This window comes from Citrobacter sp. RHB35-C21, from assembly GCF_013816515.1.
In the GTDB taxonomy this organism is placed as follows: domain Bacteria; phylum Pseudomonadota; class Gammaproteobacteria; order Enterobacterales; family Enterobacteriaceae; genus Citrobacter; species Citrobacter braakii.
Genome location: NZ_CP057147.1, coordinates 3,715,982 through 3,732,007 on the forward strand (window position 1 = coordinate 3,715,982; position 16,026 = coordinate 3,732,007).

The 16,026-nt window shown below is 54.0% G+C and carries 12 protein-coding genes; 8 read left to right on the top strand and 4 right to left on the bottom strand.

Annotated features, from left to right (window positions below; genetic code table 11):
- Nucleotides 1-17: 17 nt before the first annotated feature.
- Genes entF through fes form a run of 3 tightly spaced genes read right to left on the bottom strand, consistent with a single transcriptional unit; the run spans nt 18 to nt 5,371 of the window.
- Nucleotides 18-3,908: an enterobactin non-ribosomal peptide synthetase EntF gene (gene entF / locus HVZ39_RS18200; RefSeq protein ID WP_181632796.1), complete on the bottom strand. Its 3,891-nt coding sequence runs from the start codon at nt 3,906-3,908 to the stop codon at nt 18-20.
- Entirely contained in the window at nt 3,905-4,123 is a 219-nt protein-coding gene (locus tag HVZ39_RS18205) for an MbtH family protein (RefSeq protein ID WP_053388568.1), read from the bottom strand. Before HVZ39_RS18205 ends, entF begins: the two co-directional genes overlap by 4 nt.
- A gap of 30 nt (nt 4,124-4,153) precedes the next feature.
- The gene (gene fes, locus HVZ39_RS18210; protein ID WP_181632797.1) at nt 4,154-5,371 is read right to left on the bottom strand and encodes an enterochelin esterase; all 1,218 of its coding nucleotides are present in this window, start codon (nt 5,369-5,371) and stop codon (nt 4,154-4,156) included.
- Between the two features lie 253 nt (nt 5,372-5,624).
- On the opposite strand from fes, the gene HVZ39_RS18215 reads away from it, so the two are divergent.
- The 6 genes from HVZ39_RS18215 to HVZ39_RS18240 all read left to right on the top strand — a co-directional run bounded on the left by HVZ39_RS18215 (nt 5,625) and on the right by HVZ39_RS18240 (nt 12,906).
- Nucleotides 5,625-7,898 (top strand): TonB-dependent siderophore receptor, encoded by a 2,274-nt coding sequence (locus HVZ39_RS18215; RefSeq protein ID WP_181632798.1) that lies wholly within the window; start codon nt 5,625-5,627, stop codon nt 7,896-7,898.
- 50 nt (nt 7,899-7,948) lie between these two features.
- Nucleotides 7,949-8,611 carry an enterobactin synthase subunit EntD gene (entD, locus tag HVZ39_RS18220; RefSeq protein ID WP_047415103.1) on the top strand — a complete coding sequence of 221 codons (663 nt, stop codon included), beginning with the start codon at nt 7,949-7,951 and terminating at the stop codon, nt 8,609-8,611.
- 117 nt (nt 8,612-8,728) lie between these two features.
- Nucleotides 8,729-9,670, top strand: coding sequence for a D-ribose ABC transporter substrate-binding protein (locus HVZ39_RS18225; protein WP_016152186.1), 942 nt, complete (start codon nt 8,729-8,731; stop codon nt 9,668-9,670).
- 11 nt (nt 9,671-9,681) lie between these two features.
- The gene (locus HVZ39_RS18230; protein WP_181632799.1) at nt 9,682-10,290 is read left to right on the top strand and encodes a DUF2291 family protein; all 609 of its coding nucleotides are present in this window, start codon (nt 9,682-9,684) and stop codon (nt 10,288-10,290) included.
- Nucleotides 10,290-11,816 (top strand): sugar ABC transporter ATP-binding protein, encoded by a 1,527-nt coding sequence (locus tag HVZ39_RS18235; protein ID WP_181632800.1) that lies wholly within the window; start codon nt 10,290-10,292, stop codon nt 11,814-11,816. Before HVZ39_RS18230 ends, HVZ39_RS18235 begins: the two co-directional genes overlap by 1 nt.
- Nucleotide 11,817: 1 nt before the next feature.
- Complete coding sequence (locus HVZ39_RS18240) at nt 11,818-12,906, top strand: ABC transporter permease (protein ID WP_016152183.1); 1,089 nt, start codon at nt 11,818-11,820, stop codon at nt 12,904-12,906.
- 82 nt (nt 12,907-12,988) lie between these two features.
- Here HVZ39_RS18240 and HVZ39_RS18245 read toward each other — a convergent pair whose 3' ends face one another.
- Entirely contained in the window at nt 12,989-13,939 is a 951-nt protein-coding gene (locus tag HVZ39_RS18245) for a sugar-binding transcriptional regulator (protein WP_047358065.1), read from the bottom strand.
- 316 nt (nt 13,940-14,255) lie between these two features.
- Between HVZ39_RS18245 and HVZ39_RS18250 the strand changes: the two genes are divergently transcribed.
- Entirely contained in the window at nt 14,256-15,086 is an 831-nt protein-coding gene (locus HVZ39_RS18250) for a transketolase (RefSeq protein WP_016152181.1), read from the top strand.
- Nucleotides 15,079-16,026 (top strand): transketolase C-terminal domain-containing protein, encoded by a 948-nt coding sequence (locus HVZ39_RS18255; protein ID WP_016152180.1) that lies wholly within the window; start codon nt 15,079-15,081, stop codon nt 16,024-16,026. The genes HVZ39_RS18250 and HVZ39_RS18255 overlap by 8 nt, the downstream gene beginning before the upstream one ends.

Below are 16,026 nucleotides of genomic sequence, written 5' to 3' on the forward strand. Positions count from 1 at the left end.
CGCTGACCCGATGACGTTTATTGGATATTTTGGAGCAGGTCACGCATGACAGGCCCAATCTTCTCAAACGCTTCAGGGGTTATGATATCGACATGCGCGCAGTCCTGACGATATACATCCAGACTGGATATCCACGGTGACCAACTGCGTTCAGGACTGACACCCGGCACTAAGGTGCGCTCAGCAACGAACAGCGTGGCGTGACCAGCAAACGGCACGCTGTGTGCCGTGGTGAGCAGGCGAACCGCATCGGCGTAGTTGCCTTCGATAGCATTAAATAAGGCCTCTGACGCATTCCCCTGCTGCGCTGCCAGAAACGCTTCACGTTCACGCTCGATCTCGGCCAGTACCGCGGGATCCAACCCATTGGCCTCCTTTTCCTGCCAGTTTTGCGTTTCCGGCGGCCAGGTATCCAGAAGCCCCAGGAATGCAACTGTCTCTCCTCTGGCATGTAAGCGTGCGGCGATTCCCTGCGCCAACGTCCCCCCCAGCGAGTAGCCTAATAAATAATAGGGACCATGAGGCTGCTGGCTGAGCAGCGTTGCCAGGTGATGTTCGCATACCGCATCAAGGTTTTCCGCCGTCTGCATAGGGCCATCCGGTCGCGGCGACTGAATGCCAATAATCGACCACTGCGGACTGAGGTAACGCGACAGCACGCTAAACTGCCAGGCGAAACCCGACGCCGGATGGAAGCAAAACAGCGTTGGGCCATGACTTTCACGCAGCGGCAGCAGCGTTTCGAATCCCAGACGCTGCGACTGTTCATCATCATTGCTCTCCAGCAGTGCACTCAGTTGTTCAACAGTAGAAGCCACCATTATCTGCCCAGGCGTTACCTGACGCTCAAAAATCCGGCTCAACTGCGCTGCCAGTTTCATCGCCAGCAGCGAATGTCCGCCAAGCGCAAAGAAGTCAGCCTCTACGTCATTAACCTCGCAATCCAGCAAAGCCGTAAAAGACTGCGCGATGGCGGTTTCAGTCCCTGCTCGCGGCGCACGTCCTGACGTACGCGACGTCAACTGCGGCATCGGCAGCGCTTTACGATCCAGTTTACCGTTTGCACTCAGCGGCAGCTCCGCCAGTTGCAACAATACCGTCGGCACCATATGCGCAGGCAGTTTTTCACGCAGAGTTTCCCGCAATGCAGACGTATCCAGCGGTAACCCCGATTGCGACACCAGATACCCCACCAACTGTCGTGCATCGCCACCTGTCGCCGCCGCCTGGTTGAATACGCAGGCGTGGGCAACGGCATGTTCGACATCTGGCAGCTGCTGCATCACCCGATCAATCTCACCGAGCTCAATGCGCTGTCCGCGAATTTTAAGCTGGTCATCGCTGCGCCCGAGGTATTCCACTGCGCCATTCTCCAGCCAGCGCGCCACATCCCCGGTACGGTACATGCGTTCACCAGGGTTAAATGGATCGGCGATAAAGCGGCTCGCGGTTAGATCCGCTCGCCCCAGGTATCCTTGCGCCAGTTGGATCCCCGTCAGATAGAGATCACCTGCCACGCCAAAGGGCACCGGGCGCATCATGGCGTCCAGGATCCGTAAACCGGTATTCCATACCGGATAGCCAATCGGCACGCTATTGCCCGTTACGGCAGCGAGATCGTCCCCCCAGGCCGGATACCAGCTCACATCGACTGCCGCTTCCGTTGGCCCGTATAAATTGTGCAGTGGCGCATGAGTCAACTGTTCCCATTCGCGGCATAAATCTGCAGGTAAGGCTTCGCCGCTGCAGAATACCCGTTTCAGCGAGGCACAGCTCTCCCGCGCGGTTTCCGGCGTCAGTGAAGCAACAAAAGCGGCCAGCATAGAGGGAACAAAGTGCGTGGTCGTCACCCCTGACTGCGCAAAGAACTGCTGCATCGCCAGCGGATCGCGGTGCGCTTCAGGTTCTGCCATGACCAGTTTTGCCCCGGCAATAAACGGCCAGAAAAACTCCCATACCGAGACGTCAAAACTGCACGGCGTTTTTTGCGCCACCACATCATCCGCGGTCAGTGGATAGTGATTTTGCATCCACAGCAAACGGTTAACGATGGCGGTTTGCCCAACCATCACCCCTTTTGGTCTGCCGGTAGAACCGGAAGTAAAAATAATATAGGCCGTATGATTAGGTTGAGATAGCGCCAGCGGTGCAGCATCCTCTTCTGGCAGCGGCGCGTTGTAGCACAGACTTTCCAGCTCCGGAATATCGCTAAAGCGCGCCAGTTGCTCTTCGGTCGCGATCAACAATTTTGGCTTCGCGTCTTCGAGCATCATCCGCAGGCGATCGTCCGGGTATCCGGTATCCAATGGCAGCCAGGCGGCTCCCGCCTCAACAATACCGTGCAGCGCCAGCGTGAGGAACACGGAACGCGGTAATGCCACGGCAACGCTGTCACCAGGCTGTACGCCACGCTCGCGCAGGCGGCGCGCCAGCGCCACAACCTGTTGGCGCATTTCACGATAGCTAAACTGATAGCGGGCATCAGCCAGCGCCGGGGCATCCGGCGTTTTATCGGCCTGCTGTGCCACCAGCGCGCTCAGCGTGGTGGACGGGATCGCCACGGTCGTGTCGTTAATCTTCGCCAGCCGCTCATGTTCTGTCGGCAACAGCATCCCGGCATCGCCGCAGCATAGCGACGGATTGTCGGCAAACTGCGCGATAAGCGCGGTTAAACGTGATGCATGTTGCGCCAGCGTCGCGGCATCGTAGCGCTGTTTATTGGCCAGGATTTCAATACTCAGCCCGCCGTTTTCATCCGGGAACAGCGCCAGCTCCAGATCGTTCACCGGACCTGTCGCCAACGTATGGGTTTGCGCCTGAACGCCAGGAATATTCAGTTGATAGTCGAATATTTTCACGTTCAGTACCGGGCCAAACAGCGGTTCGGCACCGGCTGCGCGCCCGCTGTCGCGAACAATTTGCTCAGCATCATATCGCTGATGTCGGCGCATTTTCTTCAACTGTGCGGCCAGTCGTTGGGCAAGTGCAGGCAAGCTTTCTGCCGCATTCAACTGCACGCCAAATGGCAGGACGTTTAAAACCGGTCCGGTGGACGTGAGCGCCGCCGAGCCCATACGCCGCATAAAGATAAACCCGGCGGCATATTCCATTCGGCTGCATAAACGTCCGAGCCACAGCGCCACCAGCGCAAGGGCCAGATCCGCACGCTGAACGTCTGGCATACGTGCCGCAAGCCGGCGAAACTCCCCTTCAGGCGCGGTTAACTTCAGACGAATAATATCCGCGCTGGCCGACCGCCCTGGCAGGGGTTTGTTAGACAGCGAAGCAGGAGGTGGGAGTTGCTTTCGCTGCTCGGTCCAGAAGGCGCCGTCGCGTTGCCAGGCATCGCTTTGCCGATACTGTTGATACTCTTCCACCACCTCAGAAAATGGCGTAAAAGGTGATTCCGGCGTGGGCTCGCCATGCAGCCATGCGCGGTAAATCGCGGCTATCTGGCGGGTAATGGCCGGGAAACTGAAGCCATCAACCAGCAGATGATGGTAACGCTGATACCAATACCAACGCTTTTCTCCCACCTGAATGAGCAGGTGAAAAACCAGCGGCTTAGTGCCATCAGCACGGATGTCCTGCTGCAGGTCTGACTGCATCAAGGCGTGCGCTGCCGCATGCGGATCGGATTTTTCGCGCAGATCGATAATTTCTGGTGGCGCAAAGGCAAGCGCAGAGTCTACCCATTGCCAGACCTCGCCGTTATCTTCGCTAAACCGCATCCTTAGAGTATCGGCCTGCTCCAGACCCGCCACTACCGCTTTCGCCAGCAACGGTGCGTCCAGTTCGCCGGTTAATTCTACGTAGTGCGCCACGCTCCACGCAGAGGGCAATGTGGAGAGTTTTTCCGCCATCCAGATCCCCGGCTGAGCCGCAACTAACGGTAAACGTTGAGTCATGGAGCCTCCTGCACATCGACGTAGTTCGCTGGCGTCAGCGTGGTCCAGTTTGCATCCAGCCATTGCTGGCAGGCTTCCTGTGATTGGGGTTCGCACGCGACCGTCCAGCCAACAGGAAGTGAGCATTGCTGCGGCCAAAGGCTAAACTGACGTTGGGGATTTTGCAGAATGTAAAACTGGCCCTGCGGATTATCGAAGGGGTTACTGAATTCCATACTCAACTCCTGTCGTGGAACATCGTCCGGTTAAATCGTGTCGGTAAGCGGTTGCCAGAGCGTGATCAGCCCTTGCATCAGTCCGCCGCGCCAGCAAAGCGCATCGTGTCCACCATCAACCTGACGCCAGAAAATAGACTGTGGTGCAGAGGGTAACTGGGCATATAGCGCCTGATTTGCGCGATAAATAATGGGCTCGCGGATCCCGGCTTCCAGGACAATACGCAGCCCCTGGGCGCTTATCTTTCCGCTCTTCAGTTGCTCAACGATCGCCCCATCCTGATGACCACCGCGATGCGGCCACCAATAAGAGCCCGACTGGCTGAGCACGCAGCCAAAGCGCGCGGGCCAGTTCAGCCCGGCATACAGCGATGACAGCCCGCCAAAACTTTGCCCAGCGACGACGGTACGCTGCGGGTCGTCACTGAACGCGGTCGTGGTCTTCACCAGCGGCAATAACTCCTGCTGTACTGCCAACCAAAAATCCGCATTACACGGCAGTTCGCGGCTGCGGTGAGCCGTGTCGATGGTATCAATCAGGAGATAAACGGCGGGCGGGAGGTGTCCGCGATGGGTGAGTGAAGTCAGCGCAGACCAGACCGGCATACTTTGTGCCCAAAACTGTCCGTCCAGCAGGATAGCCAGCGGACGCGCTTCCGGTTGGGCTTCACCAGTGGTAAACACCCACACGCGGCGTGTATTACCGAGCCTGGCGCTACGCCATTGCAGGCAAACTGCGGGTGAGTCGGGGTTTTCAGGTCGATCCCATCCCGGTTGTACAGGTGCATCAGGCATTTCCAGCGCAGACACCGCATGGCCACGACCGCCCTGCCAGCTCTGCGGATTGAGGGGATCGGCAATAGCCTGCGGCAACAATTGCCGCCAGCCTTCACGCAGCACGGTTCGGTCAGGCGCTTCGCCCGGCGTCTGCGCGGCAAAAATATCATTTCGTTCTGTTGGGATAAAACAGTAACTGCCGCGCCAGTTGGCGCTGAGGGAAACACTCCAGCACCAAACATTTGTTCCGTCAATGCGTTGCATCGACTGCGGGGTGGCATTTTGATGGTGGTCGGTGACGCCGGTGATATAGACCCATACGCGATGAATGGCTGACTCTTTTTCCGTTCCCTGCGGGTCGCGCCACCAGAAGGTTACCCGATAATTTCCGTTGTCTTCACGCTCCCACTCCGGGCCTTTTTTTGACTGCCACCACGCCTCGCTTCCCATCTTTAACGTCGTCACCGCCATAACCCCATGTTTATTGTCAAATTTTATGATCTAGCGTGAAATATATTGATAATATTATTGATAACTATTTGCATTTGCAATAGCGTATTGTCGCGCTGTGGGAAGCGCGCACAGTTTTTCACCACTTATAAACCGGCCTGGCGCTGCGTACTTTTTCTGGAATGGAGGGTTTACGCGGATGCGGGCGACATCAGACCAAATGCCGCACCACGGCACATTGGTACTCGTGGCTAAAAGAACAGCAGGACATACAATGAACAACAAGATTCATTCACTGGCCTTATTGGTCAATTTAGGGATTTACGGGGTAGCCCTGCCAGCGATGGCAGAAGATCAAACCGATAGCGCCGCTGTCTCTCATGAAGACACCATCGTGGTTACCGCCGCCCAGCAGAACCTTCAGGCACCGGGCGTTTCAACCATTACCGCTGATGAAATTCGTAAGAATCCTCCCGCTCGCGATGTGTCGGAAATCATCCGTACCATGCCAGGCGTCAACCTGACCGGTAACTCAACCAGCGGTCAACGCGGCAACAACCGCCAGATCGATATTCGCGGCATGGGGCCGGAAAACACCCTAATTCTGATCGACGGCAAACCGGTAACCAGCCGTAACTCTGTGCGTCAGGGCTGGCGCGGCGAGCGTGATACCCGCGGCGATACCGCATGGGTTGCTCCGGAAATGATCGAACGTATTGAAGTGCTGCGTGGTCCTGCCGCGGCACGCTATGGCAACGGTGCGGCGGGCGGCGTGGTGAATATCATCACCAAAAAAGGCAGCAACGAATGGCACGGCTCCTGGGATACCTATTTCAACGCCCCGGAACATAAAGACGAAGGTTCGACCAAACGCACCAACTTTAGCCTGAACGGTCCGCTGGGCGGGGATTTCAGCTTCCGTTTGTACGGTAATCTCGATAAAACCCAGGCCGACGCGTGGGATATCAACCAGGGTCATCAGTCAGAACGTACCGGCACGTATTCAAATACTTTACCGGCCGGTCGTGAAGGGGTGATCAACAAAGACATTAACGGCGTGGTTCGCTGGGATTTCGCCCCGCTCCAGTCACTGGAACTGGAAGCTGGCTATAGCCGTCAGGGCAACCTGTATGCGGGCGATACCCAAAACACCAACACCAACCAACTGGTGAAAGATAACTACGGGAAAGAGACCAACCGTCTTTACCGCCAGAACTACTCTCTGACCTGGAACGGCGGCTGGGATAACGGCGTCACTACCAGTAACTGGGTGCAGTATGAACATACGCGTAACTCCCGTACGCCGGAGGGCCTGGCGGGGGGTACCGAAGGGATTTTCGACCCGAATGCATCACAAAAATACCTCGACGCCGACCTGAGTGACGTCATGCTGCACAGTGAAATCAGCATTCCGTTAGATCTGCTGGTTAACCAAAATCTGACGCTCGGTACCGAATGGAACCAGCAGCGCATGAAGGACATGTTGTCCAATTCGCAGACCTTTATGGGCGGTGATATTCCAGGGTCCAGCAGCACCAACCGCAGCCCGTACTCAGACGCAGAGATTTTCTCTCTGTTTGCTGAAAACAACATGGAACTGACCGACAGCACCATGCTGACGCCGGGTTTGCGTTTCGATCATCACAGCATTGTGGGCGATAACTGGAGTCCGTCCCTGAACCTTTCCCAAGGTCTGGGCGATGACTTCACCCTGAAGATGGGGATTGCGCGCGCCTATAAAGCGCCAAGCCTGTATCAGCTCAACCCGAACTACATTCTGTACAGTAAAGGTCAGGGTTGCTACGCCACCGGATCCGCGACCGGTATTGGTTGCTACATGATGGGCAACGATGATCTGAAGGCCGAAACCAGTATCAACAAAGAGATTGGTCTGGAGTTCAAGCGCGACGGCTGGCTGGCTGGGGTAACCTGGTTCCGCAACGATTACCGTAACAAGATTGAAGCAGGTACGGTCCCGTTCGACAGAACGTCTATCACCAACAAAGGGAAAACGACTTATACCGATATCTATCAGTGGGAAAACATTCCTAAAGCGGTAGTTGAAGGTCTGGAAGGGACGTTGAACGTGCCGGTTAGCGAAACCGTTAACTGGACTAACAACATCACCTACATGCTGCAAAGTAAGAATAAAGAGACCGGCGAGCGTCTGTCGATTATTCCTGAATACACGCTGAACTCGACCCTGAGCTGGCAGGCACGTGAAGATCTGTCATTGCAATCCACCTTCACCTGGTACGGCAAACAGCAGCCGAAAAAATACGATTACCAGGGTAAACCCGTTACCGGTAGCTCGGCCAGTGAAGTCAGCCCATACAGCATCGTCGGCCTGAGTGCGACCTGGGATGTGACGAAAAACGTCAGCCTGACCGGCGGCGTGGATAACGTCTTTGACAAACGTTTATGGCGTGAAGGGAATGCCCAGACCACGGGCGATATCGTGACCGGGAACTATATGGCGGGCGCAGGCGCGCGCACCTATAACGAACCGGGCCGGACGTGGTTCATGAGCGTTAACACACACTTCTGATAACGTTTTTCCCTCTCCTCGCTGCGGGGAGAGGGAAACCGTAAGAAATCATGCACACAACGCACATCCCGCTCCCTTTCGCAGATCATACGCTGCACATTGTCGAATTTGATCCCGACACTTTCCATGAGCACGACCTGCTCTGGCTTCCCCACCACACTCAGCTCCACTCCAGTGGGCGTAAGCGTAAAGCTGAGCACTTAGCGGGGCGTATTGCTGCAGTCCACGCACTGCGTGAATTTGGCCACAAAACCGTGCCCGGCATCGGTGTGCAACGCCAACCATTGTGGCCGCAGGATCTGTTTGGCAGCATCAGCCATAGCGCAACAACGGCGCTGGCGGTCGTATCAACGCATCCCATTGGGCTGGATATAGAAGCTATTTTTACACCACAAACCGCAGTTGAGCTGGCTGATGGCATTATTGATAACCACGAACATCAGATTTTGCAGCATGCCTGCCTGCCCTTTCCGCTCGCCTTAACCCTGGTATTCAGCGCAAAGGAGAGCCTGTATAAGGCGTTTTCCAATCAGGCATCGGGGCTACCAGGTTTCACCAGCGCAAAAATCACCGCACTCACGACTCAGCAATTAACATTACAAATCATGCCGTCATTTTCGGCAAACCTCGGCAATCAAGAAGTTAACGTTCATTGGTTTCAGCGTGATAAAAATATCGTGACGCTATTTCCATTCTCACCATCAGGATCGTGATCCTTTTCTCTTTTTAAGAAATTAGCTGCGCAAATCGTAGACAGTTCGATTATCTCGACTTATCGTTAACTTGAATAATAAATCATATTTGAATAAATATTCAAAGTGGAGAAAGAGATGAACAAGACCTTGATTAAATCCGTATTACTGGCCTCGATCCTTACCACATCGGGTTCGCTGTATGCTGCCGACAACGGACTGATTGCGATTATTACCCCTTCTCACGATAACCCGTTTTTTAAAGCCGAAGCCGACGGTGCAGTCGCCAAAGCAAAAGAGCTGGGATACGCCACGCTGGTTGCCTCTCATGATGATGACGTCAATAAACAAAACCAACTGATTGAGACTGCTATTGCTCGTAAAGCGAAAGCGATCATTCTCGATAATGCGGGTGCAGATGCCACCGTAGGGCCGCTGGAAAAAGCCAAAGCAGCGGGTGTAGCTGCTTTTCTGATCGATCGCGAAATCAATAAAACCGGTATCGCGGTGGCGCAAATCGTGTCGAATAACTATCAAGGCGCACAGCTCGGCGCAGAGAAGTTCGCCAGGTTACTGGACGGAAAAGGGAAGTACGTTGAATTGTTGGGACGTCAATCCGACACCAACGCCCATGTACGCTCGCAGGGGTATCACGATGTACTCGATGACTATCCGGACATGAAAATGGTAGCCCAGCAGACGGCAAACTGGAGCCAAACCGAAGCCTTTACCCGAATGGAAGCCATTCTACAAACCAACCCAGATATCGTAGGTGTGATCTCAGGTAACGACACTATGGCGCTGGGTGCAGAAGCCGCATTAAAAGCGGCGGGGAAAAATAATGTCATCGTGGTCGGTTTTGATGGCAGCGACTACACCCGCGATTCAATCATTAATAAAAGCAATATTAAAGCGACAGTACTGCAGCCCGGCTGGCAACAGGCACAAATGGCTGTTGAGCAGGCGGATTACTATCTGAAAAACGGCAAAGCCCAGAAAGAAGAAAAACAGCTCATGGATTGCGTGCTGATTGACGAAACCAATGCCAGCAAGCTGAACAAGTTCAACCTGAGCCACTAAGCGGAGGCACTATGTCGTTAACACAATGGGGTGCCGCGCTGGTTGGATGCGCCACCCTGTTGCTGACGGCCTGTACGGTAGTTGACCTCGACGAAAACGGCAAACCAATTATCCCGGCCGATCCTCAGGCCAAAGCCAGTTTCGACAACCAGACTCCCGATCAGATCGCGCAACAAACCTGGCAATCCCGCGTCCTGGAAGCGGCACAGCAACATGTTCTGGATGCTTCAGCGCTGACCACTCGCCTGAAGACCCCCTCACCCGCTCCCGAAAGCGTGTTTGTACGCCTGACCAGCCAGATTGATAGCGTCGACACCACCAATGGGCGAGAGCACACCATCGTGGTGAGGGTCAATGATATGCCCGTCACGATTCAGATTGGCCCGGTAATGCGTGGCAATGCTATTCGCGATGCCAGTGGTTTCAAGTTTGAAGATTTTACTAACCAGGTTCAGTTTGCCCAACTGTCACGGGCTTATAACCGTGAAGCGGCGAAACAGTTACCCGCCGTTGACACTAGCTGGCAAGGGAAAACTGCCACGGTGCTGTTTGCCGTGACGTTGAATGCTGGAAAAGCGGAAAACGCAGCAGCACTGACGCTGGAACAGGAGGCTCACTAATGCGCAATACCTCAGCTGATGACATCATCCTGCGCACGCATGCCATTTCAATGCTGTTTCCCGGCACAATTGCGCTGGACAGCGTCGATTACCAGGTCTGGCGTGGCAAGGTGAATGTGATTATTGGTGAGAATGGTGCGGGGAAATCGACGTTGATGAAGATCCTCGCTGGCGTTCAGCAACCCAGTAGCGGTGAGATGTCGCTCAATGGAAATCCCGTGCGCTTTGCCAGCACCCGGGATGCTGCGGCACATGGAATTGGTATGGTGCATCAGGAGTTAAACCTGTTTGAGAACCTCACCGTCGCGGAAAACATTTTCCTCGGTCGGGAGATTCAAAAAGGCATGGCCCCCATTAATGAGGCCGAGCAAGAGAAACGCACCGCGGAATTATTAACCCGGCTCGATCAGCCGATATCACCGCGCGACCTGGTTGGCAATCTCAAAGTAGGGCAGCAACAGCTGGTCGAAATCGCCAAAGCACTGGCTGAAGATGCAGATATCCTGATTCTTGATGAACCCACCTCAGCGCTCAGTAAAACTGAAGTCGAGATTCTGTTTCGCGTGATCCGTGAACTTACTCGCCAGGGCGTGTCGATAATCTATATCTCCCATCGTCTCGAAGAATTGATGGCAATTGGCGATGTGATCACTATTTTACGCGATGGTAAATTTCAAGCCGAAGCCAAGGTTATCGACATCGATGTCCCGTGGATTGTGCGTGAGATGTTGGGCAGTGATCCGGTAAGCAACTTTCTCGAACCCGGCCGCACGTTTGGAGCTCCGGTTCTGGAAGCTGAACATATCACCTGCGTGAATACCGCTGGCAGCGCAGTCGTCAATGACGTCACCTTTAACGTTCACGCCGGTGAAATTGTCGGTATCTATGGACTTATGGGGGCTGGGCGAACCGAATTGTTCGAGTGCTTGTTAGGTACTGAGCGCAACTACCTCGGAAAACTGTGGCTCGACAGCAAACCGGTCCCGCAGCGCTTAACCACCGCCGATCGCATCCGTATGGGAATGAGTCTGGTGCCGGAGGATCGCAAGCGCACAGGGATTTTCCCCATTTCATCCGTCGCCACCAATCTGACCATTGCCAGCCTTTGGCGGCGTCTGCAACGTGGCTTTGCCATTGCCCGCAAAGATGAAGAGGCCGTGGTCGCCAGCACAATTGGCAATCTGTCGATAAAAGTCTCCTCGCCAGAGGTTGAAATTCAGGCGCTGAGCGGGGGGAACCAGCAAAAAGTGGTGATTGGTCGCTCTCTGCTCACCAATCCAAAAATTCTATTTCTTGACGAACCCACACGCGGCATCGATGTCGGGGCGAAAGCCGATGTGTTCCGCATGATGGTCCAGCTTTCCCAGCAAGGTATTGCTGTAGTCTTCTCCACCTCAGATTTAAAAGAAATTATGGCGGTTTCTGACCGCATTCTGGTGATGTCCGGCGGCAAGCTAACTGCCGATATCGCCCGCGATCGTGCCGAAGAATCGGCGCTGGTAACCGCAAGTGCTCAGGGGTTCTGATATGAAAACACTACAATCTGCCGCCATCGCGCCTCGCTCCACAGTCGCCTTCTCTCGGGAAAATATCCTGCTACTAATCCTAAAACTGCGCACTTTTATTGCACTGTTTTTAATCGTCGGGTTCTTTGCCTTCACCGTACCGGGATTTCTCTCTGGCGGCAGCATGGTCATTATGATCAAGCATATCGCCATTAACGCCTTTCTGGCGCTGGGGATCACGTTTGTCATTATTACCGCCGGGATTGATCTCTCAATTGGCGCTACGCTTGGGCTGTGCGGCATGGTCGCGGGATGGCTAATCACTAAAGGCATTGTATTGCCAATGTTCGGCATCGCAATTTTCCCCAGCGTCTGGGTGATTGTGCCTGTCGTCTTGTTGATTGGTGGGCTGATTGGCGCGGCGAATGGTTGGATCATCACCCACTATAACGTCGCACCGTTTATTTGTACGCTCGGAACCATGTACGTTTTGCGCGGGGCGGCGATGCTGACCTCCGATGGGCAAACCTTTCCCGGGCTTTCCGGCAATCCGCAGCTCGGCAATACCGGTTTTGATGAGATTGGTGCCGGTACATTGTTTGGGATTCCGTGGGCCATCTGGATGATGATTGTGCTGGCACTGGTCATTGCTTACGTCGCTCGTCGTCTACCCTTTGGTCGCCACGTTTACGCCATCGGGGATAACGAACGCGCTGCTGAGCTGTCAGGGGTAAAAGTAAAACAGGTGAAAATCTGGGTGTATACCCTATCCGGACTGTGTGCCGCGATTGCTGGAATTGTGGTCTCGGCACAGCTTTCCGCCAGCCATCCGGCCAACGGTACGGCATTTGAGATGAACGCCATTGCCGCAGTGGTTCTCGGCGGTACGTCACTGGCCGGTGGACGGGGCACGATTTTAGGCACGCTGATTGGCGCTTTCGTTATCGGTTTTCTGGCCGATGGTCTGGTGATGATGGGCGTCAGCGAGTTCTGGCAAATGGTGATTAAAGGTATCGTGATTATCGTCGCGGTCATCATCGACCAGATGCAAAACCGGATGCAGCAAAAAGCCGCGGTGGTAGCACAAAAGGCGGCGATGGAAAGTCAGTAATCGCCTCTGAAAAGTCTGATATGCACAACCAGACAGCTCCAGGAACCTCCTGGGGCTGTCAATTGTTTAACTCACCGTGACATCACCCTTTCACCAGACTGCGGGCTGTCGGATAGTCGGTGATCAATACGTCAATATAATTCCCCTGCAATGCCCCGCGTATCGCATTCTGTTTTTCCACACCACCAGCCAAAGCAATCACGTGGTTACACTCCCGGATCTGCGAAAGCTCCATTCCGATGACCGGGTCTTCCTCATGGCTGAGTACCGGGTTACCTGCTGCATCGTAATAATGCAGACAGATATCGCCTACTGCGCCGCGCTCGGCGAGCAGTCGCAACATTTCTTCGTTGTAGTAGTTGCCTGAGTTTTTCAGCAATTGAGAAGGCTCCAGTTCGCCAATACCGACAATTGCCACATCCACTTCAGCAAACTTTTCAACCACCGCGGCAACGTCAGGGCTGTTAACCAACCGTGTACGCTCTTCAACCGAATGCTCAATACTTTGTGAAGGCAGCAGCCAGGCCGGACAGCCAAGGTGCGCTGCCAACTGTTGCGTAAGAATCGTGGCCTGCACGTTACCATTCGGCCCTACGCCGCCCAACAGTTGGATCACCCCCGCCGCACGGATATTTTGCGGGTGCATCTCATCGACCATACAGCGAATGGTGCTACTCCAGGAGGAAATTCCAACCAGGTCCTCGGCTCGCAAGCGGGTTTCAACGTAATGCGCCGCCGCGCTGCCAATAGCATGCTTAATTTGCGTATTGCTGGGGTTGTCACCGACATCCACGACAATCGCCTGACGAATACCAAACTGCTCTTCAATGGCTTTTTCCAGCGCCACAAAGATATTGGTCGGCTGTACGACGGTGATTTTCACCAGCCCTTCTTTCTGACAACGCGTTAAAGCACGGGAGACAAAGGACTGCGACAAATGCAGCAGCGTGGCGATTTCAGACTGTTTTTTATTTTCGGCGTAGTAAAGCGTGGCAATCTTAACCAGCAACCGCTGTTCATCCTGCTTTGACATGGCATTCCCCCTGATAAACTGCCTGTTATTTTTATTCATACCTGAATAGATAACAAGTCATCAGTACCTTTCCAGTTATCACGTTAGTGTGATCCTTTTCTCTTTTCTCCAAAATTTGGTGGCACAAGCCGTAGACAAACCGCCAGACAAGGCATATCTTTAATCGTGAATAATAAATCAGTAGTGAATATTTATTCTAACCAATAACGACTGACTGTTTTATCTGCAGATTACGTAGTGGGTAGAGAGACAGTTGCACTACTGCACTCACATGGAATATTTATTCATTCAAGATTAAACATTCAAGAGGTGTCTTATGAATCCGTTTTCGCTCTCAATACCAGAGCTAGAAAAGAAAGCACGTGCCGTGCGTCGCCGCATTATCGTGTTGAATGCTGAAAGCCCGGCTGGCGGGCACACTGGCGCAGACCTGTCGCAGGTTGAACTGCTGACAGCACTCTATTTTCGCATCCTGAATTGCTCCCCGGAGATTAAAGAGAGCGACGAGCGCGATATCTACATCCAGTCAAAAGGTCACGCTGTGGGCGGTTACTACTGTGTCTTGGCAGAAGCCGGTTTTATTCCTGTGGACTGGCTGGCGACCTATCAACACGCCGATTCGCATCTGCCGGGACATCCGGTAAAACATAAAACGCCAGGAATTGAACTGAATACCGGAGCTCTTGGTCACGGTCTGCCGGTTGCAGTAGGGATTGCGCTGGCGGCTAAACGCAGCAACAGCAAACGCCGGGTGTTTGTCGTCACCGGTGATGGTGAACTGGCCGAAGGCAGCAACTGGGAAGCGGCACTGGTCGCTGCCCACTATAAACTGGATAACCTGATTATCATCAACGACAAAAATAACCTCCAGCTTGCCGGATCAACCAAAGAGATCATGAACACCGATCCGCTGGATGAAAAATGGCGAGCCTTCGGTATGCAAGTCACAGAGTGTCGCGGGAACGATATGAGCGATGTGGTGCGCACGCTGGAAGGATTAACCCCTGAAGGCAAGCCATATGTCGTCATTGCACACACCACCAAAGGAGCCGGGATCTCTTTTATCCAGGGCCGCCCGGAATGGCACCACCGCGTGCCAAAAGGAGAAGAAGTTGAACTGGCGCTGGAGGAACTGAAAGATGCGTAATAGCGAACACCTCGCCACCGTCATGGTGAACACGTTAATTGCCGCGGTCAAACGTGGAATGGATGTTGTGCCGGTGGTGGCTGACTCAACATCAACAGCAAAAATCGCCCCATTTATGAAGGAATTTCCCGGTCGTCTGGTCAACGTGGGTATTGCCGAACAGACGTTGGTCGGTGCTGCTGCCGGACTGGCGCTGGGCGGTAAAATCGCCGTCACCTGTAACGCTGCGCCCTTCTTGATTTCACGGGCCAATGAGCAAATTAAAGTCGACATTTGCTACAACAATACCAACGTGAAGTTGATTGGCCTGAACGCAGGGGCCAGCTACGGACCGCTCGCCAGTACGCACCACAGCATTGATGATATTTCCGTGCTACGCGGTTTTGGCAATATTGAGATTTACGCCCCATCCTGTCCGGTGGAATGCCGACAGATTCTCGACTACGCCTTAAGCCACATAGGTCCGGTTTATATTCGCCTGGATGGCAAAGCCTTACCCGAATTACACGATGAAAACTACCAGTTCGCGCCGGGTAATATCGATATTTTGCGCAAAGGAAAAGATGTCGCACTGGTGGCAATGGGCTCAACTGTGCATGAAATTGTCGAGGCTGCCACAGTGCTGGAACAGGCGGGTATTGATGCCAGCGTAATCAGTGTACCGTCAATTCGTCCCTGCAATACCCAACAGTTACTGGCGGCTTTAACCCACTGCAAGGCAGTGGTTAGCGTGGAAGAACATAACATTAATGGCGGCGTGGGAAGTCTGGTGGCTGAAGTGCTGGCAGAAGCAGGCTGTGCCATTCCACTGCGTAGATTGGGGATTGCCGATGGCCAATATGCAATCGCAGCCGATCGTGCAGCAACGCGCGCGCACCATGAAATTGACGCGGCGGGTGTCGTGAAAAACGCCACCGCACTGTTGCTGGCAACACGATAA